This is a genomic window from Herbidospora solisilvae (assembly GCF_009901565.1).
Taxonomy (GTDB): domain Bacteria; phylum Actinomycetota; class Actinomycetes; order Streptosporangiales; family Streptosporangiaceae; genus Herbidospora; species Herbidospora solisilvae.
In genome coordinates, this window is record NZ_WXEW01000004.1 from 135,795 (window position 1) to 161,588 (window position 25,794).

Genomic DNA, 25,794 nt, shown 5'->3' on the forward strand with positions numbered 1-25,794 from the left:
ACCTTAGCTCACAGGTCCAGGGTGAACGGTGTCCCGCGTCCCCGGAAATGCCCGACATTCAGGCATTCGGTACGCCCTATTCGTGTCCTCGGCGCCAGAGGTTGGTGGACGTGCCCGAAGAGGGCGTAGCGGGGCTGATAAGTCCGGATGTAGTCGAGGGTGGCCTCGCTGCCCCGCTCGAACCGCTTGGCCACCACGTCGTAGAGCAGGTCGGGGACCGCCGGGGGGATGTGCGTGCACAACACGTCGACCGGGCCGAGGGCGGCGACCTTGGCGGCGTAGACCTCGTCGGGGAGCTCGTAGGAGGTGCGGTAGGGGGTTTGCAGCCCGCCGCCGACGAAGCCGAAGGTCAGGCCGCCGATCTCGGCCGTCTCGCCGTCGAGGACGTGCTGCCCCTCCCGCACGTAGTCGGCCCACAGCGACGGCACGTCGACGTTGCCGTAGGTCAGGTAGGAGGGCACCGGCATGGCGGCGAACAGGTCGGCGTACTGGGCCCTGACCGCCTTCTCGATGTGCTGGCGGGGGTCGCCGCCGAGGTCGGCCCACAGGACCGCCGACAGGGCCCTGGCCTCGTCGAACCGTTTCTCGGTGCGCAGCCGGACGTACTCGGCGGCGCGCTCGTGGCCGAACAGGTCGGGGAAGATGCCCTGGGAGGTGTCGGCGTAGTCGATGAACAGCACCAGGTCCCCGAGGCAGATCAGGGCGTCGGCGCCGACCCCCGCCTTGGCGAGGGCGTCGGCACGGCCGTGGACGTCGCTCACGACGTTGATGCGCATGGCCGACATGATATTCCCGAGCAAGCGATTGGTCCGGATATGGTGCCGGTGGGCGTTCGGGCAGTCACGGACTGATACCTTGCGATTGACCGGATAACGCCTGTGTGACGGCTCTATCCCTATCTCGTGTCACGCGGTAGCGTCCCGGGAAACCTGACCGAGCCGGGTCCTATGAGGAGTGACCGTGCAGGAGTACACCGTTCCCGTGCTGGTGGACGTTCCCTTGTCGGCCAACTGCACCGACGCGGTGTTCCAGCGGGCCGCCGACACGCCCAGCGCCGTCGTGATGAAGGTGCAGGACGGCGCCGAGTGGCGGCCGGTGACCGCCGCAGAGTTCCGGCAGAAGGTCGCCGGGGTCGCCAAGGGCCTCATCGCCACCGGCGTCGAGCCGGGTGACCGGGTCGCCCTGATGAGCCGCACCCGCTACGAGTGGACGATCGCCGACTACGCCATCTGGGCGGCCGGCGGCGTCGGCGTGCCGATCTACGAGACCAGCTCCACCGAGCAGGTGCGCTGGATCGTCTCCGACTCGGGCGCGCGGGGCGCGTTCGCCGAGACGGCGAGCCACCAGGAGACCCTGCGCGAGGCCGCCCCCGACCTCCCCCACGTCTGGACCTTCGACGAGGGCGCGATCGAGGCGCTGATCGAGGCCGGCAAGGACGTGTCCGACGACACCCTGGCCGAGCGCCGGGCCTCGCGGGGCGGCCACGACCTGGCGACCATCATCTACACCTCCGGCACCACCGGCCTGCCGAAGGGCTGCCAGATCACCCACGACAACCTGCTGTTCACCGCGCGGAACGTGGCGCAGGGGCCGCTGGAGAAGATGTTCTCCATCGACGAGCGGGCCGTGCTGCTGTTCCTGCCGCTCGCGCACAGCTTCGCCCGCATGGTCGAGATCGTGACCGTCGAGACCGGCACCGTCCTGGCCCACACGCCGAACATGAAGAACGTGGCGCCCGACCTCCAGGCGTTCAAGCCGACCTTCCTGCTCGGCGTGCCGCGCGTGTTCGAGAAGGTCTACAACGGCGCCGAGCAGAAGGCCACCGCCGACGGCAAGGGCAAGATCTTCGCCACCGCCGCGCAGGTCGCCATCGACTACAGCAAGGCCAAGAACGACGGCGGGGCCGGGCTCGGCCTGCGGCTCAAGCACGCCGTCTTCGACAAGCTCGTCTACACCAAGCTGCGGGCCGCCACCGGCAGCCGCCTGACCCACGCCGTCTCCGGCGGCTCGGCGCTGGGCGAGCGCCTCGGCCACTTCTTCCGCGGCGTCGGCATCGAGGTCCTGGAGGGCTACGGCCTGACCGAGACCTCCGCCCCCTCCACGGTCAACATCCCCGGCGCCAACAAGATCGGCACCGTCGGCCGGCCGTTCCCCGGCGTCACGATCCGGATCGCCGACGACAAGGAGATCCTGGTCAAGGGCCGCCACATCTTCAGCGGCTACTGGAACAACGAGAAGGCCACCGCCGAGGTCATCGACGCGCAGGGCTGGTTCCACACCGGCGACGTCGGCGAGCTCGACTCCGACGGCTACCTGCGCATCACCGGCCGCAAGAAGGAGATCCTGGTCACCGCGGCCGGCAAGAACGTCGCCCCCGGCCCGCTGGAGGACAGCATCCGGGCCCACCGCCTGATCAGCCAGGTCCTGGTCATCGGCGACGACAGGCCGTTCGTGGCCGCGCTGGTCACCCTCGACCCCGAGGCGATGGCGGGGGTCGACCTGACCGAGGAGCAGATCCGGGCCGAGGTGCAGGGCGCGGTCGACAACGCCAACAAGATGGTGTCCAAGGCCGAGCAGATCAAGAAGTTCGTCATCCTCGAGGGCGACCTGACCGAGGAGAGCGGCCACCTGACGCCGTCGCTGAAGCTCAAGCGCAACATCGTGATGCGCGACTACGCCAAGCAGGTCGACGAGATCTACGGCTGACCGACCGGCGCCCTCAGCAGCTCCCCGAAGCGGGCGGCGACCTGGTCCCAGGTCCACTCCCGTTCGATCCACTCCCGGCCGCGCGCGCCCATGGCCCGCGCGGCCTCGGGGTTTCTCAGCAGCTCGATCAGCGCGGCGGCGATCTGCCGTGCCGAGCCGCCGTCGACCACCAGCCCCGTCTCGCGGTGCCTGACCGCGTCGGGGGCCCCGCCCGACGCGCCCGCGACCACCGGCAGCCCGGTGGCCGAGGCCTCCAGGTAGACGATGCCGAGCCCCTCGACGTCGAGCCCGCCCAGGCGGGTCCGGCACGGCATGGCGAACACGTCGCCGGCGTCGTAGTAGGCGGGCAGGTCGCCGTCGGGCACCGGCCCGGTGAACCGGATGTCGCCCCGCCCCCGCGCCGCGCGCTCCAGGGCCGCTCTCCCCGGCCCGCCGCCGACCAGCAGCAACTCGGCGTCCGGTACGGCCCGCGCCACCTCGGGCCACGCCTCGATCAGCCGGTCCTGCCCCTTCCGGGCGACCAGGCGGGACACGCAGACCACCACGGGCCGCTCGCCCAGCCCGAGCTCCGCCCGCACCCGGTCGCCGCCCGCGCCGGGCCGGAAGACGTTCGTGTCGACCCCGGGCGCCAGCCGCGTCAGCTTCTCCGGCGGGATGCGGGCGGCCAGGTGGCGCCGCGTGTAGTCGCCGAGGTAGGTGACGACGTCGGCGTGCGCTCCGATCCGGCGCAGCACCGCGCCCGCGAGCGGCAGCCGGGCCCACGAGGCCTCGTGGCCGTGGGTCAGCATCACCACCCGCCCGGCCCCGGCCGCCCGCAGCGCGCCGCCGAGCAGGCCGAGCGGCGCGGCGGCCCCGAACACCACCGTCGACCCCGGGACGATCAGCTCGCAGGCCCGCCGGGCCACGGCGCGCGTGGGCAGCATGAGGCTGGTCGGGTGGCGCACCACCTCGTAGCCCTGCCGGGCGTCGAACTCGGCGCAGCCCTCCCAGCGGGGGGCGTACACGACGACCGAGGAGGCGGGCAGCCGGACGGCCAGGGCGTGCACGAACGACTGGATGCCGCCGGAGCGCGGCGGGAAGTCGTTGGTGACCACCACGACCCGGGTCACGGCACCGGCCGGCCGTGGAAGAGCGCCCACGACCGCGCCATGGCGATGCGCTGCGGCGAGGTCGGGTGGGAGGAGTAGAGGACGTACTCCAGCGGGCTCGGGCTCAGGTCGGAGATGTTGCGGACGGCCAGGTTGCGCTGCATGGCGGCGAAGGTGACCGGGTCTTCGGTGATCGCCAGGGCGTGGGCGTCGGCGCGGGCCTCGATGTGGCGGCTGACGAGGTTCTGCGCGGGCCCCGAGAGCACCGTGCCGAGCGAGATGAGCCCGACCAGCAGCGCCGCCGCCTTCGGGTCGCCCAGCGACGGCACCCCGGTCCGGCGGCGCAGCAGGTTGCCCGCCACGAACAGCCCGCACGCCCCGAACGCCGCCCCCAGCGCCCCGACGAGGGTGCCGTGGAGGACGTCGTCGGTCTTGGCGTGGCCGAGCTCGTGGGCCACGATCAGCTCGATCTCCGGCTCGGGCACCTGCAGCAGCGTGTCGTAGACGACGATGCGCCGGGTCGCGCCGAACCCCGAGACGTAGGCGTTGAGCGCGGTCGTGCGCCGGGAGGCGTCGGCGACCAGGACGTCGTCGACCGGCATCCCGTCGCGCTCGGCCATCGCCAGCAGGCTCGCGCGCAGCGGCCCCTGCTGGAGCGGCCGGAAGTCGTTGAAGACCGGCTCGACGACGACCGGGTAGAGGAACGACAGCGCCAGCGTCAGCGAGAACGCCCCGAGCGAGGCGGGGATCCACCAGCGGCGCGGCCACCGGCGGGCCAGCGCGATGACCACCACGACCATCACGGCCGACAACAGCAGCTGGAGGCCGAAGTTCTTCAGCCGGTCGGCGCTCCAGGTGGCCCAGTTCTGGGTGGACAGGCCGTAGTCGCGCAGCACCGTCTCGAACCACACGCCGAGCGGCCACCGGATCGCCAGCGAGACCACGGAGATCCCGGCCACCGCGACGAGCGCCCGCAGCCACCACGGGCCCCGGAGCCGGTCGATCAGCCGGGCCCCCAGCGGGGTGGCGACGAGCACCCCCGCGATCACGAGCGTGACGGCGAGCGACAGGTAGGACGGCAGGCTGGTGGCGGCGTCGAAGGCCTCGGCGCGGGCGATCTCGGCGGCCCCGAAGTCGCGGACCGGATCGGGCCGCACCTCCGGCGCGCCGGCGGCGAGCGCGTGCCACGGCGTGGTCACCGCCACCACCGCGGCGATCGCCACCCCGAGCCCCGCCAAGGCCACGGCCGCGGCCTTCATCCCCGTACGTTCCACTCCGCCTCCGGAACACTTCGTATCACGTAGTCGCGCCAGGCCGCGGTCAGCTCGGCCTCGCCGACGCCCAGCGTGCGCCGCAGCGCCGTGGCCGGATCGGCCTGGGCCGCCCGGTAGAGGGCGGTCAGCGTGGCCTCGCCGTAGCGCTCGGCGATGTAGCGGCAGGCGAGCCAGGCCTCCTGGTAGGCCTGCGGGACCCGCGCGCCCCCCGCGCGGAAGTCGTCTCGTGTCGGCAGCTCCCGTGGCGCCCGCCGGTCGGCGGCGAGCTCGGCGGCCACCACCCCTGTCGGCAGCCCGCTGTCACGGTAGCCGACGTAGTCGGCGTAGCCCTCCACGAGCCAGACGGGCATGTCGGGCCGGGTCGCGGCCCCGGTGGCGACGTGGGTGAGCTCGTGGGCCAGCACGATCACTCTCCCCTGGGCCGAGAGCGAGGCCCAGCCGTGCGGCTCGATCACCACGAAGCCGGGGCCCGCCAGGGCGGCCATGCCGGTCACCGGGGCGGGATGGGCGATCTCGGCGGCCCGCTCGGTCGTGGCGGGCGCCAGGACGGTGGCGGTCACCGGCGTGCCCCACATCCGCGCCACGGCCTCGGCGGCCCGGTCGGCCTCCCCGGCCAGCCCGGGGAAACGCCGGTCGGCCGCCAGCACCTGAACATGCTGACCGTGGACGGCGACGGGCCAGCTCTGGCCGTACAGGACCTTCGGGGGTTGCCCGGCGGACAGGACGGCCAGCAGCACACTGACCATCACCAGGAACCGCATGCCAACGGATGGTACAAACACCGCGGCCCCGCCCGCCGGGAAGGAGGCGGACGGGGCCGATCGGTACTTCGCCGGGGGTGTCTAGATCCCGGGCCGGACCGCGCCCACGAAGGTGCGCTTGCGGTAGGTGTCCAGCTTGTCGATCCGCACCCGCGAACCGGAGTTCGGGGAGTGGATCATCTTGCCGTGGCCGACGTAGATGCCCACGTGGCCGCCGCCGCTGGTGAACACGAGATCGCCCGGCTGCATCGCCTTCCAGCTGATCTTCTTCTTCACCGAGCTCTTCTGCGACCAGGTGGTACGGGGCAGTTTGACGCCCGCCTTGCGCCAGGCGAACTGGACCAGGCCGGAGCAGTCGAACGCGCCGGGACCGGTGGCGCCCCACCGGTAGGGGTCGCCGATCTGCTTCTTCGCGACGGCCACCGCCTTGCTCGCCTGGACCCGCTGGCGCTGGGCCTTGCTGAGCTTCTTGACGCGCTTGGCGGACCTGCTCTTGGCCTGGGTCTTCGCGGCCGAGGGAGCGGCGGGCGCCGCCTCTCCCGAGGCCGGGATCGCCGTGGTGTTCCTCGTGACGGTGACCGTCACCTCATCGGCCCGCGCGGGAGGCGCCACGACCGCTCCGACCGAGGCCGTGAGCGTGACGCCGCCAAGGGAGAGGCGGGCGATGCGGGACAGGCATGCGGGGGTGGTGGACAGGATTGCTCCTTGGGTCTTCCTCTGATGCCTACCGGGTTAGCTGACGGATTCGGGCAGGGAAGTAGCCCTACGGCGCGGAATTCTCACCGATTCACCCCTGGCTCCGCTGGGGAACCTTTTGGGTCCCCGGCTCCATGCCTCCTGGCTGCATGGATTCGGCTGCGTCGCGTGACGTGCGACACATGGATCTTTATTAAGACATCGGCGGCTACGCGCCGGACTGTCCGCGGACGGCATGGCTTGCTCGTCGCGAAGCCAGAAGTTACCGACTCCGCCATAAGTCGGCAAAGTTTTGGCAGAAGATAAAGATCAGATAAACTCCGGCGCTATTCGAAAACGCCTGCATATCGCGGGATTTAGGAGGGTGATGTGACTCTCGTCACACCCCTTGTCACAGAACCCGAAAAAAGCCTCAGACGACACGCTAGGGACGAACAGCCTTGTCGGGGTTGTACTGCGCAAGAGGGGTGATCTTCACCACGTCGCCGGTCTGCGGCGAGTGCACGACCGAGCCCTGTCCGGTGTAGAGGCCGACGTGTCCGAAACCGCTGTGCCAGACCAGATCGCCGGCCTGGAGGTCGCTGATCGGCACCTGGCGGTTCTTGCCCCAGGCCCACTGCTCGTAGCTGGTGCGCGGCAGGCTCACGCCACCGGCCCGCCAGGCGGCCTGGACGAGGCCGGAGCAGTCCCAGGCGCCGGGGCCGGTGCCGCCGTACTGGTAGGGCTTGCCGATCTGGGCGAAGGCGAAGTCGAGGGCGGCGCGGGCGTTGCCGGAGGCGGGGCCGCTGTAGACCTGGCCGGTGCTCTGCGGGTTGCCCGGGTTGAAGGCGCCCAGCTCGCGGAGCAGCTTCATCTGCTCGTCGACCATCTTGTCGGTCTTCTTCTTCTTGGCCGCCAGGTCGGCGCGGACCTCGGCGGCCTCCTCGAAGGCCGCCTTGCGCTGGTCGCGCTGCTGCTTCAGGCCCGCGATGGCGTCCTCGAACTCGGTGAGCCGGAGCTGGCGGCTGGTGGCGAGCTGGTTGATGATCGCCATGCCGCTGAGAGCGTTCTGGGGGGCCGCGGTGCCGAACATGCCCGAGAGGCTGCGGATGTCGCCCGTCTGGTAGCTGGAGACCGCCAGGCCCACCACGGCCGCCCGGAGGGTCTCGACCTTCACGTTCTGCTTCTTGAAGCCGGCGTTGATCAGGTCGTACTGCTTCTTCGACTTCTTGTACTTCTCGTTGGCCTGGTTGTACTCCTCGACCAACTGGTCGGCCTGCTTGTTCAGCTTCGCGAGCTTGGCCTTGGCCTGGGGGATGGTCGGCTTGGGATCGGCCGCCGCCCCCGTGATCGGAAGAAGCAGAACGAACGCCGCAAAACCAGCCACGGCCGGTACCCGCCCACGCACGCCCGAAACCCCCTCCATACCGGACAGACCTGGGTCGGGACTTTACTCAGCCGATCATGTACCCTCAACCGATTCGCCGGTATTCGCGCAGGTCATCACGTCGGGCGACGACATGATCACGCACGGCCAAGACGGCGGAGGAGCAATATGGAAGGAACCGGACGAGCACCCATCTTCCGGACAGAGACCGCGACCTCCCGGTCGGACGACACCACCGCGATGGCGCGGCCCGGCGGCTCGATCTGGACCATCTGCCGGATGAGGTCGTCGGCTATCTGACCGGGCGCGCTGAACGCCACCCGCACCCCCCGGGGCGCCGACACCTGGACGGGGCCGTCGAGCTCGGCGCCGTCGAACACGCACGTGATCTCCACCCGCACCTGGACGGCCAGCCCGCCGAGCCCGGTCAGCAGGCGCTGCCGCTGGTCGGCGAGAGTGAGCGTGCCGTAACCCGACTTGGTCACGTTGTAGCCGTCGATGATCAGGTGGAGGTTCGGTATCGCGAGGAGCTGGTCGAGCAGTTGCGGGTCGTCGTCGGCCAGCGCGCGGGCCGGCACGTCGCGCACCGACGGGGCGGTGCCGCTGACGGCGGTGACGTAGTCGGCCGGCCGGCTGATCGTGGTCGGCAGGGCCAGTTCCTTGCGCAGGCCCTTGGCGGCGTCTTCGAGGGCGTCCATGAGCACCCGGATGCGGGCGTCCTCCACCGACCGGCCCTCGCGGGCGGCGCGGCGGCTGGCCTCCAGGTGCCGCTCGGCCTCGGCCAGGCGCTCCTTGAGGCGGCGCACCTCGGTCTCGGCGGCGGCCCCGGCCCCGGCGATCCGGGCACGTGCGTCGGCCGTGGCGGCTTCGAGCTCGCCGGCCCGCTGCTCGGCGGCCTTGACCCGCTCGCGGGCGTCGTGGAGCTTGCGGCGCAGGTCGGTGTTCTCGGCGCGGGCCGCCCTGAGCTGCTCGCGGACCCGGTCGATCTCCTCCTTGGCGGCGGTGCGCTGCTGGGCGAGCTGCTCCTTGAGCCGCCCTTCGGCCTGCTCGCGCTGAGTGTCGAGGGCGGCGGCCTGGTCGAGGTCTTCGCGCGCCAGTTCGACCATCGAGGCCCACCCGGGCGGCCGGGTCAGATAGGCTGCCGCCGCGACCAGCACGGGCTCGGCGGCCGGCGGAATCGTCTCCTCGGCGAGCGAGGCGACCAGTTCGGGCCAGGCCTGGGTGAGCGACTCGGCGACCAGTTCCCGGAACTTCTTGTCGTTCTCGAGCTGGGCCGCTATCGGCGCCGACCCCAGCCGGGCCCGCTTGCGCGGCTCGAACCTGGCCACGGCGCGCAGCGGCGCGGGCACGCCCGCGGCGGGCATCGTCCCGAGCACCTGGGCCGCCAGTTCGACGACGTGTGTTCGCACCTGCTCGGGCAGGGGACGAGACAGGCCCTCTCCGGCTGAACTCATCCCTGCTGCTCTCTTCCTGTCCTGGTCGTTCATTCAAGGGTACGGCTCTGCGAGTCCACTACATCACGTTCAGCGACGTGAACGGGGAGCAAGTAGGACACGAACCACTTGTCTCATAAATCGCTCACGTTACGTCAAGATCTCCTCACGGGATGTCACAATGGCGGACGTGACGATCGCGAGTGACCATCTGCGCCGGCTGGCGGCCGAGATGGAAGAGGTGCTCGACCCCGTCTGGGCGCTGCGCACCTTCCCCAAGTGGACCGGCCCGGCCGCCCAGCGCTTCGACGGCGAACTGCAGCGCCACCGCACCCTCCTGGCCGCCCTGACGGCCGAGGCCACGCTGCTGGCCGCCCACCGGGAAAAAGAACTCGCCTGAGGCGTTCGTCCGGTTTAATCTGCCCGGATGCTCCGACCCGCGCTCCCGATCGAGACCTCCCGCCTGGTCATGCGGCTGTTCACCCCCGACGACCTGACCGCCCTCCACTCCTTCTACTCCCGCCCCGACGTCGCCCGGTTCCTCTACTGGGAGCCGCGTGATCTCGTACAGGTGCGCACCGTGCTGACCGACAAGGCGGCCACCGCCGAGCTCACCGACGAGGGGCAGGCGCTGTGCCTGGCGGTCACCCTGCGGGAGACCGGGGAGCTGATCGGCGAGGCCCTGCTGTTCTGGCGCAGCCGCGAACACCTCCAGGGCGAGGTCGGATACGTCTTCCACCCCGACCACCACGGCAAGGGCTACGCCACCGAGGCGACCAGGGAGATGCTCCGCCTGGGGTTCGAGGGCCTCGGCCTGCACCGCATCGTGGCCCGCTGCGACGGCCGCAACACCGCCTCCACCAAGGTGATGGAGCGGCTCGGCATGCGCAAGGAGGCCCACCTGGTGGAGAACGAGATGGTCAAGGGCGAGTGGACCGACGAGATCGTCTACGCCGTGCTCCGGCGCGAATGGCGCTGAGGCGCTGAACTGTCGGTCGGGGTCTCTATGGTCGTCAGCGTGGAACAGGGCACGCTGGACGATCTCGGAACCCCGCTCGCCGACGTCACGTTCGTGGTGTTCGACCTGGAGACGACCGGCACCTCCCCTGCCGAGTGCGCGATCACCGAGATCGGCGCGGTCAAGGTGCGCGGCGGCGAGGTGCTGGGCGAGTTCGCCACGCTCGTCGACCCGGGCGGCCCGATCCCGCCCTTCGTCTCGGTGCTGACCGGCATCACCGACGCCATGGTGGTGGCCGCGCCGAAGATGACCGAGGTGCTGCCCAGCTTCCTCGAGTTCGCCAAGGGCGCCGCCCTGGTGGCCCACAACGCCCCCTTCGACATGGGGTTCATCAAGGCCGAGTGCGCCCGCCAGGGCTACCCGCCGCCGGTCAACGCGGTCGTCGACACCGCCGACCTGGCCCGGCGGGTGCTCACCCGCGACGAGACCCCCAACTGCAAGCTGTCCACGCTGGCCCGCCACTTCCGCAGCGCCACCGAGCCCTGCCACCGCGCCCTGGCCGACGCCCGCGCCACGGTCGACGTGCTCCACGGCCTGATCGGCCGGGTCGGCAACCTGGGCGTCCACTCGCTGGAGGAGCTCAGGGGCTTCGTCCGCATGCCCACCCCCGAACAGCGCAACAAGCGCCACCTGGCCGACGGCGTGCCCGACAAGCCGGGGGTGTACGTCTTCGAAGACGCCCGCGGCGAGGCGCTCTACGTCGGCAAGAGCTCCAGCCTGCGCACCCGCGTGCGCAGCTACTTCACCGCGAGCGAGACCCGGCCGAGGGTCCGCGAGATGATCGGCATCGCCGAGCGGGTCCGCCACATCGTGTGCGCGACCCCGCTGGAGGCCGAGATCCGCGAGTTACGCATGATCGGCGAGACCAAGCCCCGCTACAACCGGCGGTCCCGGTTCCCCGAGCGGGTGGTCTGGCTGAAGCTGACCGACGAGCCGTTCCCCCGCCTGAGCATCGTGCGCGACCTGAAAGACGACGGCGCGACCTACCTCGGCCCGTTCGGCAGCAGCCGCACCGCCGACGACGCCCGCACCGCCATCCACGAGGCCCTCCCGCTGCGCCAGTGCACCGAACGCCTGTCGCTCACGGTGCGGCGCAGCGCGTGCGCGCTGGCCGAGATCGGGAAGTGCGGCGCGCCCTGCGAGGGCCGCGAGAGTCCCGGCGACTACGCCCGCCACGTCGCGGCGGCCCGTCACGCCATGCTGCTCGACGGCGGCGCGGTCTTCTCCGCCGTCGAGGCCCGCATGGACCGCCTGTCGGCCGAGCAGCGCTACGAAGAGGCCGCGGTCGACCGCGACCGGCTGGCCGCCTACGTGCGCGCCGCCGCCCGCATGCAGCGGCTCACCGGCCTGACCGCCATCAGCCAGATGGTCGCCGCCGCCCCCGCCAAAGACGGCGCCTGGGACATCCACGTGATCCGCCACGGCCGGCTGACCGCCGCCGGGGTCATGCCGCGCGGCGCCCACCCGGTCCCCTACGTCGAGGCGCTGGTCGCCACCGCCGAGACCGTCCACCCCGGTCCCGGCCCGATCCCCGCGGCCAGCGCCGAGGAGACCGAGACGATCCTGCGCTGGCTCGAGTCGCCGGGGGTGCGGCTGGTGCGCGTCGAGGGCGGGTGGAGCCTGCCCGCCCAAGGGGCCGCCCGGCTCAAGCAGCGCATCGACCGGGCGTACGACCAGGGAGGTTCCCGCTCAGCGAGGGAGGGCAGACCGCTGCGATAGGTTGGGGCCCTCGGAAAGGAGCACGTTTTGGTCACCGCGATCGTGCACATCAAGGCCGACGTCAGCCGGATCCCCGAGGTCGCCCAGGCGATCGCCGGGCTGGCCGGCGTCAGCGAGGTCTACTCGATCACCGGCGAGTTCGACCTGATGGCCATGGTCCGGGTCGCGCGCTACGAGGAGATCGCCGAGGTCGTGCCGGGGCGGCTCAACAAGATCGAGGGCGTGCTGGCGACCGACACCCACATCGCCTTCCGCACCTACAGCCGCCACGACCTGGAGGCCGCCTTCTCCATCGGCCTGCCCGACGCCGACTAGATTTCCGGCTAGATTTCCGGCCGTCCCCCCGACACCCGAACCTCGGAGGGATCATGGACTTCACCGGCAGGACCGTCGTCGTCACCGGCGCGGGATCAGGGATCGGGCGCGCCGCCGCCCGGCTGTTCGCCGGGGCGGGCGCGCTCGTCCTGGGGGTCGGCCGCCGCCGTGAGGCCCTCGCCGAGACGGCGGGCCGCGACGAGGCGATCAGCGTCCACGTCGCCGACCTGCGCGAACCGGGTGCGCCTGAGCAGGTCGTCGAGGCGGCCGTGGCCCGCTGGGGACGGCTCGACGTCCTGGTGAACAACGCCGGGGCCGCGAAGATCATGTCGCTGGCCGAGACGAGCGCCGACGAGATCACCGGCCTGTTCGCCCTCAACGTGACCGCGCCGAGCCTGCTCGCCCGGCACGCGCTCCCCCACCTGCGCGCGTCGAGAGGGTGCGTCGTCAACGTCTCCAGCACCTACGGCCACCGCCCCCTGCCCGGAGGCGCCCACTACGCCGCGTCGAAGGCCGCCGTCGAACAGCTCACCCGGAGCTGGGCGCTGGAACTGGCCGCCGACGGAGTCCGCGTCAACGCCGTCGCGCCCGGCCCCACCGAGAGCGAGGCGCTCACCGCCGCGGGCCTGCCCGCCGCGACCGTCGAGCGCGTCAAGTCCGACGAGGCGAGCCGCATCCCGCTCGGCCGCCGCGGCGACCCCGACGAGGTGGCGGCCTGGATCCTCCGCCTGGCCGACCCGGCGGCGACATGGCTGACCGGCCAGATCCTCACGGTCGACGGAGGCCTGGAACTGGTCTGAGCGCCTGCCGTCAGCCGGTTCGTTCTCCGATCAGGGCGCGGGTGCGGCCGCCGGTCAGCAGCCGTACCCGGATCTCGAAGCCGCCCGCCACCGGCCCGGCGGTGACCGAGCCGCCGAACAGGGCGGCGCGTTCCCAGATGCCCAGCAGGCGTTCGCGGGGGCCGCCGTCGTCCTGGACGCCCAGCTCGATGAGGCCGCTCTGCCAGCGCAGGGTCACCTGCGCCTTGCGGGCCGAGCCGTGCTCCAGGGCGTTGACCAGCGCCTCCTCCACGATGCGGTAGGCCGACAGCTCCAGCACGGGGCCGGGACGCCGCCGGCCCTCCTCGGCGAAGCCCACCGCCAGCCCGGCCGACCGGAACCGGTCGAACAGGGCGGGCAACGCCGCCAGGGTCGGCTGGGGACCGGTGGTCGTTGCGCTCCCCGACCGCAGCAGGCCCGCCACCCGTTGCAGGTCGGTGAGGGCCTGACGGCCGGCCTCCTCGGCGTCGCGGAGCGTCTGCCGGGCCCGTTCGGGGTCGCGGTCCATGATGACCCGGCCCGCGCCGACACCCAGGGTGAGCACGCTCAGGTCATGGGCCACCACGTCGTGGAGCTCCTCGGCGATCCTGAGCCGTTCCCTGGTCACGGCGTCCGCCGGGTCCGGTGACCGGCGTCGGGTCACCCGGGCCCTCACGTGGGCCGTCACTCGGGCCAGGCGGGCGATGAGGCGCGTCATGCCGGAAACATAAGCCGCCGCCCGGCCCGTGGGCGTCCTCCCAGGAGGTGAACGCGAATCAGCCCAGAGGGTTACCCGCGCAGCCCCTGGGAGACCTCGATCCAGCGGTCGAGCAGCGTCGCGGCGGCGCCCGAGTCGACCACCTGGCCGACCGTGGCGTAGGCGGCGGCGACGCGTGCGGCCAGGTCGTCGCTGGTCGGGCCCTCGTGGGCGACCAGCGCCGCGGCGGCGTTCAGCAGCACCGCGTCGCGGATCGGGCCGGTCTTGCCGCGGACCAGGTCGAGCACCGCGCCCGCGTTGAAGACGACGTCGCCGCCCCTCAGGTCGCCGGGCTGGGAACGCGCGATGCCGATGTCGGCCGGGTCGAAGGTGGTCTTGACGGCCTGGCCGTCGCGGACGACGTACACGACCGAGGGGGCGGCGGTGGACAGCTCGTCGAGGCCGTCGTCGCCGCGGAAGACCAGGGCCGAGACCCCGCGCTCGGCGAACACGCCCGCCACGACCGGCAGCATGCGCTCGTCGAACACGCCGATGGCCTGCGCCGACGGGCGGGCCGGGTTGGTCAGCGGGCCGAGGAAGTTGAACACCGTCGGAACGCCGATCTCCTTGCGGGTCGGCCCGGCGAACCGCATCGACGGGTGGTAGACCGGCGCGAAGCAGAACGCGATGCCGGCCTCCTGGGCCACCCGGGCGGTCGCCGCGGGCGACAGGTCGATCACGACGCCGAGGTGTTCGAGCACGTCGGCGGCGCCGCACTTGGAGGAGGCGGCCCGGTTGCCGTGCTTGACGACCCGGGCGCCCGCCGCGGCCACCACGATGGCGGCCATCGTCGAGACGTTCACCGTGTGGGCCCGGTCGCCGCCGGTGCCGACGACGTCGACCGCTGGGCCCTCGATCGCGAGCGGGGTGGCGATGGACAACATGTGACCGGCCAGGCCGGACACCTCGGCGACGGTCTCCCCCTTGGCCCGCAGCGCGACGACGAAGGCCGCGATCTGGGACGGGGTGGCCGCGCCCGACATGATCTCGCCCATCGCCCACGAGGTCTCGTCGGCGGTCAGGTGCTCACCCGCGAGCAGCGCGTTGAGCAGCGAGGGCCAGGTGGTACGGGCGTCCATGGCGGTCCTTCGGATCGTGGATGTCAGGAGACGGCGGGCAGCCGCCCGCGCATCAGCCCGGCGATCGTCTCGGCGACGACCATCGGGTCGAGCGGCTGGGAGATCACGGCGTCGGCACGCGACCAGTTGGCCAGCCAGCGGTCGTCACGGCGGGCGATGATCAGGCAGATGGGCGGGCAGTCGTGCACCTCGTCCTTGGCCTGCTTGGCGATGCCCATGCCCCCGGCCGGCGCGGCCTCGGAGTCGAGGATCGCGATGTCGATCTCCCCCGAGTCGAGCTTGCGGACCACGGCGGCCTGGGTCGCGCACTCGACGATCTCCACCAGCGGCAGGTCGGCGGCGGGACGGCGCCCGAGGGCCAGCCGCACCTTCTCACGGGTGGCCGCGTCGTCGCTGTAGACGAGAACCTTCATGTCGCTTACTCCAGTCACCGGGTAGGGTCCACCAGGGATGCTATCGGCCCGCGGCGGCCCTCGACATCCCGGCTCGCACCCCCTATCGGGGGGCCGTGCGGCGACCCGGCCCCACGAGCCGCAATAATGACGGGCGTGGCGACAGCATCCGCAATTACTACGACGACGACAGCCCACTCGTCGCGCCGGCCCAACCTGGTCAGCGTAGGGACGATCATCTGGCTGTCCTCTGAGCTCATGTTCTTCGCGGCGCTGTTCGCGATGTACTTCACCATCCGCTCGGTGAGCGTGGGTCAGGACCCGGCAAGCTGGCCCGGCGCCCACCTGAACGTCCCGTTCGCGACGGTCAACACGATCATCCTGGTGCTGTCCTCGGTGACATGCCAGTTCGGCGTGTGGGCCGCGGAGAAGGGCCAGGTCAAGAAGCTCCGGTTCTGGTACTTCGTCAGTTTCCTCATGGGCGCGGTCTTCGTCGCCGGGCAGCTGATCGAGTACGCCGAACTGGTCAAGGAGGGCACGACCCTCTCCTCCGACGCCTACGGCTCGGTGTTCTACCTGACCACGGGCTTCCACGGCCTTCACGTGACGGGTGGTCTGATCGCGTTCCTGTTCCTCCTGGGACGCACGTACGCCGCGAAGCGCTTCACGCATGAGCAGGCCACCAGCGCGATCGTCGTGTCCTACTACTGGCACTTCGTCGACGTCGTCTGGATCGGCCTTTTCGCGACCATCTACATCATCAAATGATCGGAACGGGGATTTCGGTGAACTCCATCACCGCGCGACGGCGGCGGCATCCCCTCGCGCGCCTCGCGGTCGTGGCGCTCGCGCTGGGCCTGCTGGGCGGCGGATACGCCGCCGCCGCGCCCAGTGACAGCACCGCCGACGCGGCGGTCGCGTCGGGCAAGGCCGACGACGTCGCCGAGGGCAAGAGCCTGTTCGTGGCTCACTGCGCGAGCTGCCACGGCCTGAACGCCGAGGGCACCTCCATGGCCCCGCCGCTGGTGGGCGTCGGCGCCGCCTCGGTCGACTTCCAGGTCAGCTCGGGCCGCATGCCGGCCGCCGACCCGGCCGCGCAGGTGCCCCGCAAGCCGCTCGCCGAGTGGGTCACGCCCGAGGCGATCAACCAGCTCGCGGCCTACGTCCAGAGCCTCGGCGGCGGCCCCACGCGGCCCACCGCCGACATGGTCGACCCGTCCAAGGGCGACCCAGCCAAGGGCGGCGAGTTGTTCCGCGCCAACTGCATCCAGTGCCACAACTTCGTCGGCGCCGGCGGCGGGCTCACCTACGGCAAGTACGCCCCGAACCTGAACCCGGCGACGCCGGAGCAGATCTACGAGGCGATGATCACGGGTCCGCAGGCCATGCCGGTCTTCAACGACTCGATCATCACGCCCGAGCAGAAGCGCGACATGATCGCCTACATCACCCAGGTCCGGGGTCAGACCGACCCGGGCGGGTTCGGTCTCGGTCGCATCGGCCCGGTCACCGAAGGCCTCGTCGCCTGGATCGCCGGGATCAGCTTCATGTCCCTCGCCGCCATCTGGATCACCGCCAAGAAGCGTAAGAGAACATCAAAATGACAGAAAACGAGCTTCCCGGCCCCGATGACGAGGCGCGCGTGCCGCGTCGCGTCATCGGCACCCCGGCTCAGGGAACCGCCGTACTCGGCACCCGCCCGGCCACGGCCGAGGTGGAGACGCCCGGCGTGACGCTCCCCGACCCCGCCGACGCCCGCAAGGCCGAGCGCACGGTCACCCTGCTGTTCTTCATCGCCTTCCTGGCGGGCATCGCCTTCATCGCGTCCTATGTGATCTTCCAGGTCGGCGACATCGACAGCACCGGTGTCTCGAACGCCGCCCTCGGCGGCAGCCTGACGGTGGCCCTGCTGGCCCTGTCGGCGGGCGTGGTGGTCTGGGTGCGGCGGATCATGCCGAAGTACAACATCGTCCAGGAGCGCCACGAGATGCGCTCCGACGGCGACACCCGCGAGTACGTCGGCAAGACGTTCGTCGCCGGCGCCAACGAGAGCGGCTTCGTCAAGCACAAGATGATGCGCCGCACGCTGCTGCTGGCGGCGGCCCCGCTCGGCCTGGCCCCGCTGGTGCTGCTGAAGGACCTGGGCCCGCTGCCCGGCACCTCGCTGCGTCACACGGTGTGGAAGAAGGGCATGAAGCTGGTGGTCGAAGGCACCGGGCAGCCGATCCTGGCGTCCGACTTCGACTCCCCGGGCGGCATCCTGTCGGTCGTGCCCGAGGGTTACGAGCACGACCTCAACGCCCTCGCCAAGGCCACCCTGATCTTGATCAAGTTCCGTCCCGAAGACCTCAAGGCGGGCACGATCAAGAACTGGACCTACGATGGCATCGTCGCCTATTCGAAGATCTGCACTCACGTGGGCTGTCCCGCGGCGCTCTACGAGCAGACGACCCACCACATCCTGTGCCCCTGCCACCAGTCGACGTTCGACGCGACCGACGGAGCGAAGGTCATCTTCGGTCCGGCCGCGCGGCCGCTGCCGCAGCTGCCGATCGGCGTCGACGGCCAGGGCTACCTCATCGCCCAGGCCGACTTCGACGTCCCCGTCGGTCCCAGCTTCTGGGAACGCGGCGACGCCGAGGCCGACGCCCGGGAAGCCAGGGGGAACCAGTCGTGAACGAGACTCCGAAGCCCATCGCGGGCACCGCGTCCTACCTCGACGACCGGCTCGGCGCGGGCAGCTTCCTGAAGCGCAACCTGCGTAAGGTCTTCCCCGACCACTGGTCGTTCCTGCTCGGCGAGATCGCCCTCTACTCCTTCATCATCCTGCTGCTCACCGGCACGTTCCTGACGTTCTGGTTCAAGCCGAGCATGCAGCACGTCATCTACGACGGCTCCTACCAGCCGCTCGTGGGCGTGGGGATGTCGGAGGCCTACGCCTCGACGCTGCACATCAGCTTCGAGGTCAGGGGTGGTCTGCTGATCCGGCAGATGCACCACTGGGCGGCCCTGCTGTTCGTGGCCGGCATGACCGTCCACATGCTGCGCGTGTTCTTCACCGGCGCCTACCGCAAGCCGCGTGAGCTCAACTGGATCATCGGCGTCCTGCTCCTCACGCTGGCCCTGGCCGAGGGTCTGACCGGCTACTCCCTCCCCGACGACCTGCTCTCCGGCGCCGGTCTGCGGATCACCGAGGGTGTCGCGATCTCGATCCCGGTGGTCGGCACCTACATCACGTTCTTCCTGTTCGGCGGGGAGTATCCGGGTGAAGACGTCATCTCGCGCTTCTACTCGCTGCACATCCTGCTGATCCCCGGCATCCTGCTGGCGCTCATCTCGGCCCACATGGTGCTGATGTGGGTGCAGAAGCACACCCAGATGCCCGGCCCGGGCCGCACCGAGCACAACGTGGTGGGCGCGCCGTTCTACCCGGCCTTCATGGCCAAGGCGGGCGCCTACTTCCTGTTCACGTTCGCGTGCATCGCGGGTCTGGGCACGTTCGCGCAGATCAACCCGATCTGGTTGTTCGGCCCCTACACCCCGGCCGACATCTCGGCCGGATCCCAGCCCGACTGGTACATGGGCTTCCTGGAAGGCGCGCTGCGGCTGATGCCGTCGTGGGAGATCAACTTCCTCGACCACACGGTGCCGCTCAGCGTGCTGATCCCGGCGCTGGTGCCGATGGGCATCATCATGACGGGCCTGGCGGTCTATCCGTTCGCGGAACAGTGGATCACCGGCGACCGTCGTGAGCACCACCTGGCCGACCGTCCCCGCAACGCCCCGGTCCGCACCGCGATCGGCATGAGCGGCGTGACGTTCTACGGCATCCTGTGGCTGATGGGCGCCAACGACTGGATCTCGGCGTACTTCCACATCGGGCTCTACGAGACAACGATCATCGGCCGGTTCGCCATCTTCATCGGCCCGGCGATCGCCTACTGGGTCACCTACCGGATCTGCCTCGGCCTCCAGCGCCGCGACCAGGACATCCTGTCCCACGGCGTGGAGTCGGGCGTGATCAAGCGGCTGCCCCACGGCGAGTACATCGAGGTCCACGTGCCGCCGGCCGAGGACATCGCCGAGCACATGCGCGGCAAGAAGGAGATCCCGATCGTCCCCGGCGACGAGGACAAGGACGGCATCCCGCCCAAGGGCGTGCGCGGTCCGATCGGCAAGCTCCGCGCCAAGGCCAGCAAGTTCTACGGCACCGACCACGTCCCGCTCGACGGCCACGGCCACGACGGCCACGACGAGCACGCCGCCGTTGGCGCCAGCGACAAGCCGCGCGAACTGCACTAACGCGTTCTCACAGGAAGACCCGGAGCGTTTCGCTCCGGGTCTTCTTCATGTGCGCAGCCCGCGCACCTTGTTCACAGCGACGTCAGTATGTCACGCAGGCTGGACCAGCCACTTTTCATGGCATTCCCCGCGAGGTAAAGGGCCTCGAAGTTGCCAGGGTCCTCGATAGCAGCTCGCACTGCGAGACGAGTTGCGATTCCCGCCTCCCAGCGGCTCCACAGCGCTTCTTCGTCGGCCGTGCCTCCTGGGGCGTGTCGCCAATCCCGGCCGAGTCGAAAAGTCTCCTCAGTGAGAGCCTGTCGGGTCTTACCAGACAGCACGTCCCTCCGAGAGACAGCACGGCGGGCCTCCTTCAGGGACTCCCAGTCGAACCCGAACTGTTCGGCCAAGCGGTCAACGACATGAGAGAGGACGGCTATACGCGAAGCCTCCGGTTTGGTTCTGAGCAGGGCATACAAATCTGGATCGGTCGTCTCAAGGGCTGACGGGCACGGCGGAAGTTGTGTCAGTGGCTTCTCCAGCAAGATCGCCGGTTGGTTGGATTGCAGCCACTCTTCATCGAGCCGGAATCCGCTGATCTTTTCGAAGGTCGCCATCAGGGCAGCTCTCGCCGCTCTTGAACCCATCCCCGCCACGCTCTTGAGTCGCGCAATCGCCTCTCGCGTCTCCCGAGGAAGGCCTTCTGGCGCCAGGAGTACGAAGTCGTCGGCGCCGGAATCAGCTCTTATCTCCCTATCGGCGGCATACAGGAACCGCAGATCGCCATACATGTTCCACGTGAGGCTCCATGAGGGTCCCTGTCCACTCAGGTGGCGGATGTGAGACTTAACGTCGACAGACGGGCGCTCAACCTGCACGGCGATCAGATGCTCACCTGATCGCACGACGAAGACTATCTCGATCGGAACAAGGTCCAGCCCTTCCGGTTCGCGTGGTTCGAGATGCCTGAAATCAGGTAATGCTCCTCGCGAAAGCCATGAATGGCTACTCGATACGCCGGCCCGGACGATCGTCCAAGAAAAACCTGCATGCAACCATTCGTGCTCCGACAGAAGCATCCGATATCGGTCGGCAACCATGTCGGCCCTTGACATAGTATTCCTTTGAACAAGCCCGCCGTTGGCCCGGATGACACAGGGCCAACGGCGGGCGACCTTTTCGAGAGGTCAGCTATCTAACGGCCATTACGGCTTGGGCGGCAAACAATATTTGGTTCTCTCGCGCGATGGGATGTGGGTGTCGAAGTTGATGTAGAACCGTTCCCCTACATACGTCCTGGTCTGCAGGTAGAGGGCCGTAACGACATCTCCAGCGTTCTCGTTCTCTGCCGTAGTCATGACACATAGGGAGTAGTCGTTCGAAGCATGGCCGCTCCAGCGCTGATAGGTGCTTGCGAATGGATACTCATCGCACTGGTATGTGCCATTCTGGCCGTACCTCTTACCCCAGATCTGAACACATTTCGGATAGGTTTTCGAATGGCGCTGACTATCTGCCGACTCAGGAGAGATTCGCTGCAGATAGCCCATCCTGGGCGGCGCACCGGCCGGGCTCATGGCGCATCCGGGCAACTCCTTCACCTGATACAGATTCGGGAACGTGCCGGGACCGGGCTTACACGCAGCCCAATAGTGCTCGTACGCGGCGTTGTAACCCTTGTTCCATTCGAACACGACCTGCGGAGGCATACTGTCGAATACACATCCACCTTCGTTCTTGATGTACTTCGCCGTGTCACAGGATACTGCAGTGCCCAGCTCCGCAGGCTTGTTCGAAAGAAGGAAGACACCCTGGGGTCCCGGCCAGAACGGGAACTGAGCATATGTACGGAAGCCGTCAACGCTCACCTTCTCAATATTGGACATCCATTCTGTCCGGAACCCATTGGGGTACGTCGCGTCGTTCCATCTGACCTGCCGTACGCTATCCGCCTTCTCCTTTGGGCATCTGAGTCGGAACCTGTAGGTCGCGTCGCCGCCGGCCTCCCACGCCGAGATTGGCTTCATCACGCTGTTATGGTTGGGTGAACCACCCCAAACCGTCACGTGTTCACAGTGGTTTCCCCAGGCCTTTACGCCGACCTGGAACATTTGCGCGCCGATGGGACCGAATGCGTCGTTGTCGTACACCGTCACATCGAGTGCGATATCCCGAGTGGTCCCGCCCAGGTTTGTCTCGACGCTCTTCTTTCCATTATAGGTGTAGGCGATGGTCATGACGAAGGCCGTATAACTTCCCGCTCCCACCGCCACAACCTTACCGATCTGGCACCAGGAGAAGTGGTTCTTGACCCATCCCTGCGGACGGTTGGCCAGCGCGAAATTCTGCTTACATTCCTGCGGAGTGATGCGCTCGAACTCGTAGATTGAAGGAGGTGGATTGACTGCGGCGAGAGTACCGGCCTGCGCGACCGCAGCTCCGATAGCCATCGGCTGCCATTCAGTCCATTGCGAAGCGGCGGATGTCAAGGCGTTCAACGCACGAGCGCGCCAGTGCACCTTCCATCCGGCTTTCAGCCTGCCGGCGGGAACCCGAAGCGCACCGGAAGAGTCGGCAGGGACATCGGCGACATGCCCGGACCAGATCCTCCCCTTTCCTTGTTTCGGCACGGCGGGATCATGGATCATCTCGACTTGAACGGTGGATCGGCGACCGAGGCGGTCATCAACCGCTACACCCAAGTAGGGTTCCTCTGTCGAGGTGACATCGCGGGCGTCTGTCTCCTTTACTCCACGTGCCCAGACCTGCTGGACCGACGGCGCCACCGTAAGTACGGATGCCACCGATTTGGCCGCTGACGCCATTCCCCAAGCAGAGAACGTCCAAATGTAGGGTGACATGACGTTTCCGGCGGCGTCTCGAGCGTTTCTCACCTCAGCTTCGTAAAACCAGAAGAGCGGCACTGCGGAAGTGAAGGTGAGCACCTTCCCATCGGCACTCATCGTGGTGGTGCCCGGTACGCCTTCTCCTTCGATCAGATCTCTCACGAGAAGCTGCGCATTCGTGACAGGTTCGCTGAACCGTACGATCACTCTGTCATCTACGGCTTCAGCCCCGTCGGCTGGGCTCACTTCGAGAACGGTCGGGGGCGAGGTGTCCGTCGGCACGGATGGGGAAGGCGAGGGCGACGGGGAAGGCGAGGGGGACGGGGAAGGCGTCGTGGTGTCCAGGTAGGTTACCGTCAGTGTGGGCGCATGCCCGCCGCTTCCCTCGACCCGGGAAGAATCAAATCCCCGATCGAACTCAGGAGCATTTTCCGATTCGTCTGCGCTTCGGAGCACCAACCCCTGATTGGCCTGCCCGGCCGCCCAGGCCTGAGCGATACCAGTCACCGGCCAAGTCCACGAGACTTCCGAGGATGGTGACGAGACACATGAGCCGGGATCCTTCGCCACCACCTCGCCTGATGCGGTGGTGGCCGGTTGATTCGTCCACTGCAACGTGGAGGTGGACCAGGCGGAGGTGATCCGCTGAGCCTTGATACCCGAGGAACCGTTGCCACAGCCGGAGGCATAGTTGTTCCACAGCTGCAACTTCGCGTCTGTAACCGTCTTGCCGCTCAGTTCCGACGTGTCGAACTTGAGGTAGGTCTGCTCAAGAATCATCTTGCTGGGGGCTTCGTAGACTCCAGCCCACAAAACGGAATCCTCATCGTTTGAGCCACCGTTGTCATCGATCCATGCGTCCACCTGCAAAGGTAACGTGACCGATCGCGGAGTGGGAGTAGGGCTGGGCGATGGGCTCGGAATCACCGAGGTGGTGGTGAAAGAGGTTGAGTGTGGTGTCGGCAGAACGTTTCCCGCCGCGTCCTTGGCGCCGCTCACCTCGACCGCATAGGAGGTCGCCGCGGCAAGTGGCTGGTCCGGCGTAAAGCGCAGTGTCGTACCGTCCGGCTGCATCTCCGGGGCTCCGGCAACCAGGTTGCCAGCCGGGTCTTTGACTGTGATCAGCGCACCTGTCACAGCTTCGCTGAAGGTCACGTCCACGGAAGTGTTGAGCGCCACCGCCGTGGCACCAGCCGCCGGGCTGACCCCAGTGATCGTGGGAGCCACCGTTTCCGCTGGAGTTGTGGTGAAAGACCACGAATGCGGGTCCATTGTGTTGCCGGCTTCGTCTTCGGCGAGGGTGACGGAAACTGTGTGCACCGTCTCCGGGGCCAATGGCTGGCTCGGGGTGAAAACGAGGACGTCGCCATTCTCCTCCAGGAAGGCTTCACCCGGCACTGTGGTGCCGTCGCTCTCTTCCACCTCGAGTTGCGCGCCGCTCACCGATTCGCTGAAGGTGAGCCAGACCGAGTCATGCACGGGTACACCGGTTGCGTCCGTGCCGGGGCTCGTTTCCGCCACTACCGGACTGCTCGTGTCCGGATCGGCTTCCGGCTCTTCCGTCGGCTCGGGCAGAGCGAGCAGATCACCGGCCGGGATTCTCAGCGACCCGGTGTTTGCTCGGGCCTGCTCGGCCTGTTCAGGCGTGACGTCCGTGGATGGAGGCAGTTCCACGGCCGCCCTTGAGCGCTCGGGATCATTGGCGAGCTCCGCCCATTCCTCCTGCGTGGTGGGGACTGGCTCGTTCCCGTACAACCAGGCGATCGCGTTGACCTGCTCGGGAAGCTCATACTTGACGTAGAGGTAAGGCGCGTGTCCGTCGGTCCCGCCATAGTTGCCGGATAGATATTGACGCCAATTGTCCGGGCCAGCCTCTGCACGAGCTCTGATTAAAAGGCCGTAGTTGGGCTGTCCGTCAGACCACGCTTGGACGATCGGCTCTATCGTGTGCCACAGTTCGCCTTCATCCCGCCAGTCGGTGCAGTCCTGGTCGAGACCGCTTGAATTGATGCTCTCGCCGCTACTGGTCGCGGAGGGCTGGTTGTTCCAGCGCAGCGTATTGATTGCCCAGCTGCTGGTGATGCGCTGAACGACCATGTCGCCAACGTTCTCCCCGCAGGCGTGGGAAATGTAGTTCCATAACCGCAGGTCTGCGTTGAGGATAGGACGCCCTATGAACGGTGCGTCAGTGGTGTCGAAATGCAGGTAAGTACGCCAGTTGCGCCCGACGGCTTCGCGCCCCGCGAAGATGGCATTCATATACTGGCTCGAACTGCCGTTGCTATAGGTGTCGTTGTTGATGAAGGTGTCGTCGGGCACACCACCACCGAACCACTCGTCCGAGTCGGCGACGGCCAGGGTGACCGGATATGTCGTGGCGGGGTCGGCCAGGAACTTCTCATCGGGCGTCACTTGGAGATCTGCCCGATTCGAGGTTCCTTCGGCCACCATCGGCGCCATGCTCAGACGTCCGGAACCCGGCGCGGCCATCGCCTTGGCGTCCGCCAGCGTCAATTGGACGGGCATGCTGGTCCGTCCGGCATCGGAAGTCAGCGATGCCGAGCCGTCCGCGCTCCTGCGGAGACTCACATCAGCCGGCAGACGAACCGAAGCCCGCAGGTTCAGAGCTTCGGAAGGACGTTCACGAATCACAACCCGATGCTGGAAGCCCTTCGGCGTGACCTCTACCACCGCGTCGATTCCAGGCCCGTACGCCGACGGGTAGGTGGCGATGTTCCCCGACAGTCTCGGAGTAGGTAGATCATCCGGCACGTCTATTCCGAAGGTGCGCAGCGTCCCATCAGGGCTGTCCCCCTTCGCCGTCACCAGTTTTCGACCGCCACCGCTGGAGAGCCCGATGTCTATCCCCGCCTCTCGCGGACGGACGGTCCCGTCCTCCACAATCAGCGTCGTGTCGATATCCCGCCAAACACCTCCGCGATTTACTCGGACCGGTTCGTTGTAGACGTAGGTGGCTACGGTCTTTCCGTCGGGATTGGCAACCGTCGTCGAACTCTCAGTGTTGTAGCTCGGGATCTCCACCTCCTTGTTCTGACTTTTCGCCGCCAGTCGGGCCACACCCACCGGATCGAGCATGGGCGACCTGACGGGTTCTTTGGTCTGCTCGTTCTCCGCCAGCGAAGGAGCGGCGGGCAGTGTCGTCAGCATCGAGACGAACAGTCCGGCGAGCACGAACTTGGTGAGCACATGAGAGACGGGCTGAATACGGGTGCGGGCAGAACCTAATCGGTGGTTCACCTGATTCC

The 25,794-nt window shown here is 68.5% G+C and carries 22 protein-coding genes and 1 riboswitch; of the genes, 10 read left to right on the forward strand and 12 right to left on the reverse strand.

The genetic code is table 11. The features are described from left to right. Positions 1-8: 8 nt before the first annotated feature. Positions 9-776 carry a metallophosphoesterase family protein gene (locus GT755_RS13965; protein WP_161480160.1) on the reverse strand — a complete coding sequence of 256 codons (768 nt, stop codon included), beginning with the start codon at positions 774-776 and terminating at the stop codon, positions 9-11. Between the two features lie 184 nt (positions 777-960). Between GT755_RS13965 and GT755_RS13970 the strand changes: the two genes are divergently transcribed. Next, positions 961-2,706, forward strand: a complete 1,746-nt coding sequence (locus GT755_RS13970) for an AMP-dependent synthetase/ligase (protein ID WP_161480161.1) — start codon at positions 961-963, stop codon at positions 2,704-2,706. On the opposite strand, the gene GT755_RS13975 is transcribed toward GT755_RS13970, so the two are convergent. The 6 genes from GT755_RS13975 to GT755_RS14000 all read right to left on the reverse strand — a co-directional run bounded on the left by GT755_RS13975 (position 2,697) and on the right by GT755_RS14000 (position 9,345). Then, entirely contained in the window at positions 2,697-3,815 is a 1,119-nt protein-coding gene (locus tag GT755_RS13975) for a glycosyltransferase family 4 protein (RefSeq protein WP_161480162.1), read from the reverse strand. The two genes, GT755_RS13970 and GT755_RS13975, sit on opposite strands and share 10 nt — an antisense overlap. Then, a complete protein-coding gene (locus GT755_RS13980; protein WP_161480163.1) occupies positions 3,812-5,053 on the reverse strand; it encodes a M48 family metallopeptidase in 1,242 nt (413 codons plus the stop codon). The genes GT755_RS13975 and GT755_RS13980 overlap by 4 nt, the downstream gene beginning before the upstream one ends. Next, complete coding sequence (locus tag GT755_RS13985) at positions 5,050-5,829, reverse strand: gluzincin family metallopeptidase (RefSeq protein WP_161480164.1); 780 nt, start codon at positions 5,827-5,829, stop codon at positions 5,050-5,052. The genes GT755_RS13980 and GT755_RS13985 overlap by 4 nt, the downstream gene beginning before the upstream one ends. 81 nt (positions 5,830-5,910) lie before the next feature. After that, positions 5,911-6,441, reverse strand: coding sequence for a C40 family peptidase (locus GT755_RS13990; RefSeq protein WP_328794342.1), 531 nt, complete (start codon positions 6,439-6,441; stop codon positions 5,911-5,913). Between the two features lie 94 nt (positions 6,442-6,535). Continuing rightward, a riboswitch (cyclic di-AMP (ydaO/yuaA leader) is annotated at positions 6,536-6,696 on the reverse strand. Positions 6,697-6,949: 253 nt separating this feature from the next. Continuing rightward, positions 6,950-7,891, reverse strand: a complete 942-nt coding sequence (locus GT755_RS13995) for a C40 family peptidase (RefSeq protein ID WP_328794343.1) — start codon at positions 7,889-7,891, stop codon at positions 6,950-6,952. Between the two features lie 137 nt (positions 7,892-8,028). Continuing rightward, positions 8,029-9,345: an NYN domain-containing protein gene (locus GT755_RS14000; protein ID WP_161480166.1), complete on the reverse strand. Its 1,317-nt coding sequence runs from the start codon at positions 9,343-9,345 to the stop codon at positions 8,029-8,031. 169 nt (positions 9,346-9,514) lie between these two features. Here GT755_RS14000 and GT755_RS14005 point away from each other — a divergent pair, with 169 nt between their 5' ends. The 5 genes from GT755_RS14005 to GT755_RS14025 are packed head-to-tail and all read left to right on the forward strand — an operon-like array spanning position 9,515 to position 13,176. Next, positions 9,515-9,724: a hypothetical protein gene (locus tag GT755_RS14005; protein WP_161480167.1), complete on the forward strand. Its 210-nt coding sequence runs from the start codon at positions 9,515-9,517 to the stop codon at positions 9,722-9,724. Positions 9,725-9,751: 27 nt separating this feature from the next. Next, the gene (locus tag GT755_RS14010) at positions 9,752-10,303 is read left to right on the forward strand and encodes a GNAT family N-acetyltransferase (protein ID WP_161480168.1); all 552 of its coding nucleotides are present in this window, start codon (positions 9,752-9,754) and stop codon (positions 10,301-10,303) included. 27 nt (positions 10,304-10,330) lie between these two features. Then, complete coding sequence (locus GT755_RS14015; protein WP_161480169.1) at positions 10,331-12,061, forward strand: DEDD exonuclease domain-containing protein; 1,731 nt, start codon at positions 10,331-10,333, stop codon at positions 12,059-12,061. A gap of 27 nt (positions 12,062-12,088) precedes the next feature. Next, positions 12,089-12,376: an Lrp/AsnC family transcriptional regulator gene (locus GT755_RS14020; protein WP_030450459.1), complete on the forward strand. Its 288-nt coding sequence runs from the start codon at positions 12,089-12,091 to the stop codon at positions 12,374-12,376. 53 nt (positions 12,377-12,429) lie between these two features. Beyond that, entirely contained in the window at positions 12,430-13,176 is a 747-nt protein-coding gene (locus GT755_RS14025; RefSeq protein WP_161480170.1) for an SDR family NAD(P)-dependent oxidoreductase, read from the forward strand. Positions 13,177-13,186: 10 nt separating this feature from the next. On the opposite strand, the gene GT755_RS14030 is transcribed toward GT755_RS14025, so the two are convergent. The 3 genes from GT755_RS14030 to GT755_RS14040 form a co-directional block, all read right to left on the reverse strand. Beyond that, positions 13,187-13,891 carry a sensor histidine kinase gene (locus GT755_RS14030; RefSeq protein WP_161480171.1) on the reverse strand — a complete coding sequence of 235 codons (705 nt, stop codon included), beginning with the start codon at positions 13,889-13,891 and terminating at the stop codon, positions 13,187-13,189. A gap of 71 nt (positions 13,892-13,962) precedes the next feature. After that, positions 13,963-15,009 (reverse strand): anthranilate phosphoribosyltransferase, encoded by a 1,047-nt coding sequence (gene trpD / locus GT755_RS14035; RefSeq protein WP_161480172.1) that lies wholly within the window; start codon positions 15,007-15,009, stop codon positions 13,963-13,965. Positions 15,010-15,032: 23 nt separating this feature from the next. Further along, the gene (locus GT755_RS14040) at positions 15,033-15,422 is read right to left on the reverse strand and encodes a response regulator transcription factor (RefSeq protein ID WP_030450462.1); all 390 of its coding nucleotides are present in this window, start codon (positions 15,420-15,422) and stop codon (positions 15,033-15,035) included. Between the two features lie 126 nt (positions 15,423-15,548). On the opposite strand from GT755_RS14040, the gene ctaE reads away from it, so the two are divergent. Genes ctaE through qcrB form a run of 4 tightly spaced genes read left to right on the forward strand, consistent with a single transcriptional unit; the run spans position 15,549 to position 19,703 of the window. Then, positions 15,549-16,169 (forward strand): aa3-type cytochrome oxidase subunit III, encoded by a 621-nt coding sequence (gene ctaE, locus GT755_RS14045; RefSeq protein WP_030450463.1) that lies wholly within the window; start codon positions 15,549-15,551, stop codon positions 16,167-16,169. A 17-nt stretch (positions 16,170-16,186) separates the two neighbouring features. Next, on the forward strand, positions 16,187-17,005 hold the full coding sequence (qcrC, locus tag GT755_RS14050; protein WP_161480173.1) for a cytochrome bc1 complex diheme cytochrome c subunit: 819 nt from the start codon (positions 16,187-16,189) through the stop codon (positions 17,003-17,005). Further along, positions 17,002-18,078 (forward strand): cytochrome bc1 complex Rieske iron-sulfur subunit, encoded by a 1,077-nt coding sequence (gene qcrA, locus GT755_RS14055; RefSeq protein WP_161480174.1) that lies wholly within the window; start codon positions 17,002-17,004, stop codon positions 18,076-18,078. The genes qcrC and qcrA overlap by 4 nt, the downstream gene beginning before the upstream one ends. After that, complete coding sequence (gene qcrB, locus GT755_RS14060) at positions 18,075-19,703, forward strand: cytochrome bc1 complex cytochrome b subunit (protein ID WP_161480175.1); 1,629 nt, start codon at positions 18,075-18,077, stop codon at positions 19,701-19,703. Before qcrA ends, qcrB begins: the two co-directional genes overlap by 4 nt. 71 nt (positions 19,704-19,774) lie before the next feature. On the opposite strand, the gene GT755_RS14065 is transcribed toward qcrB, so the two are convergent. Further along, the gene (locus GT755_RS14065; protein ID WP_161480176.1) at positions 19,775-20,797 is read right to left on the reverse strand and encodes a hypothetical protein; all 1,023 of its coding nucleotides are present in this window, start codon (positions 20,795-20,797) and stop codon (positions 19,775-19,777) included. A 90-nt stretch (positions 20,798-20,887) separates the two neighbouring features. After that, on the reverse strand, positions 20,888-25,786 hold the full coding sequence (locus GT755_RS14070; protein WP_161480177.1) for a DNRLRE domain-containing protein: 4,899 nt from the start codon (positions 25,784-25,786) through the stop codon (positions 20,888-20,890). Positions 25,787-25,794: the final 8 nt, after the last annotated feature.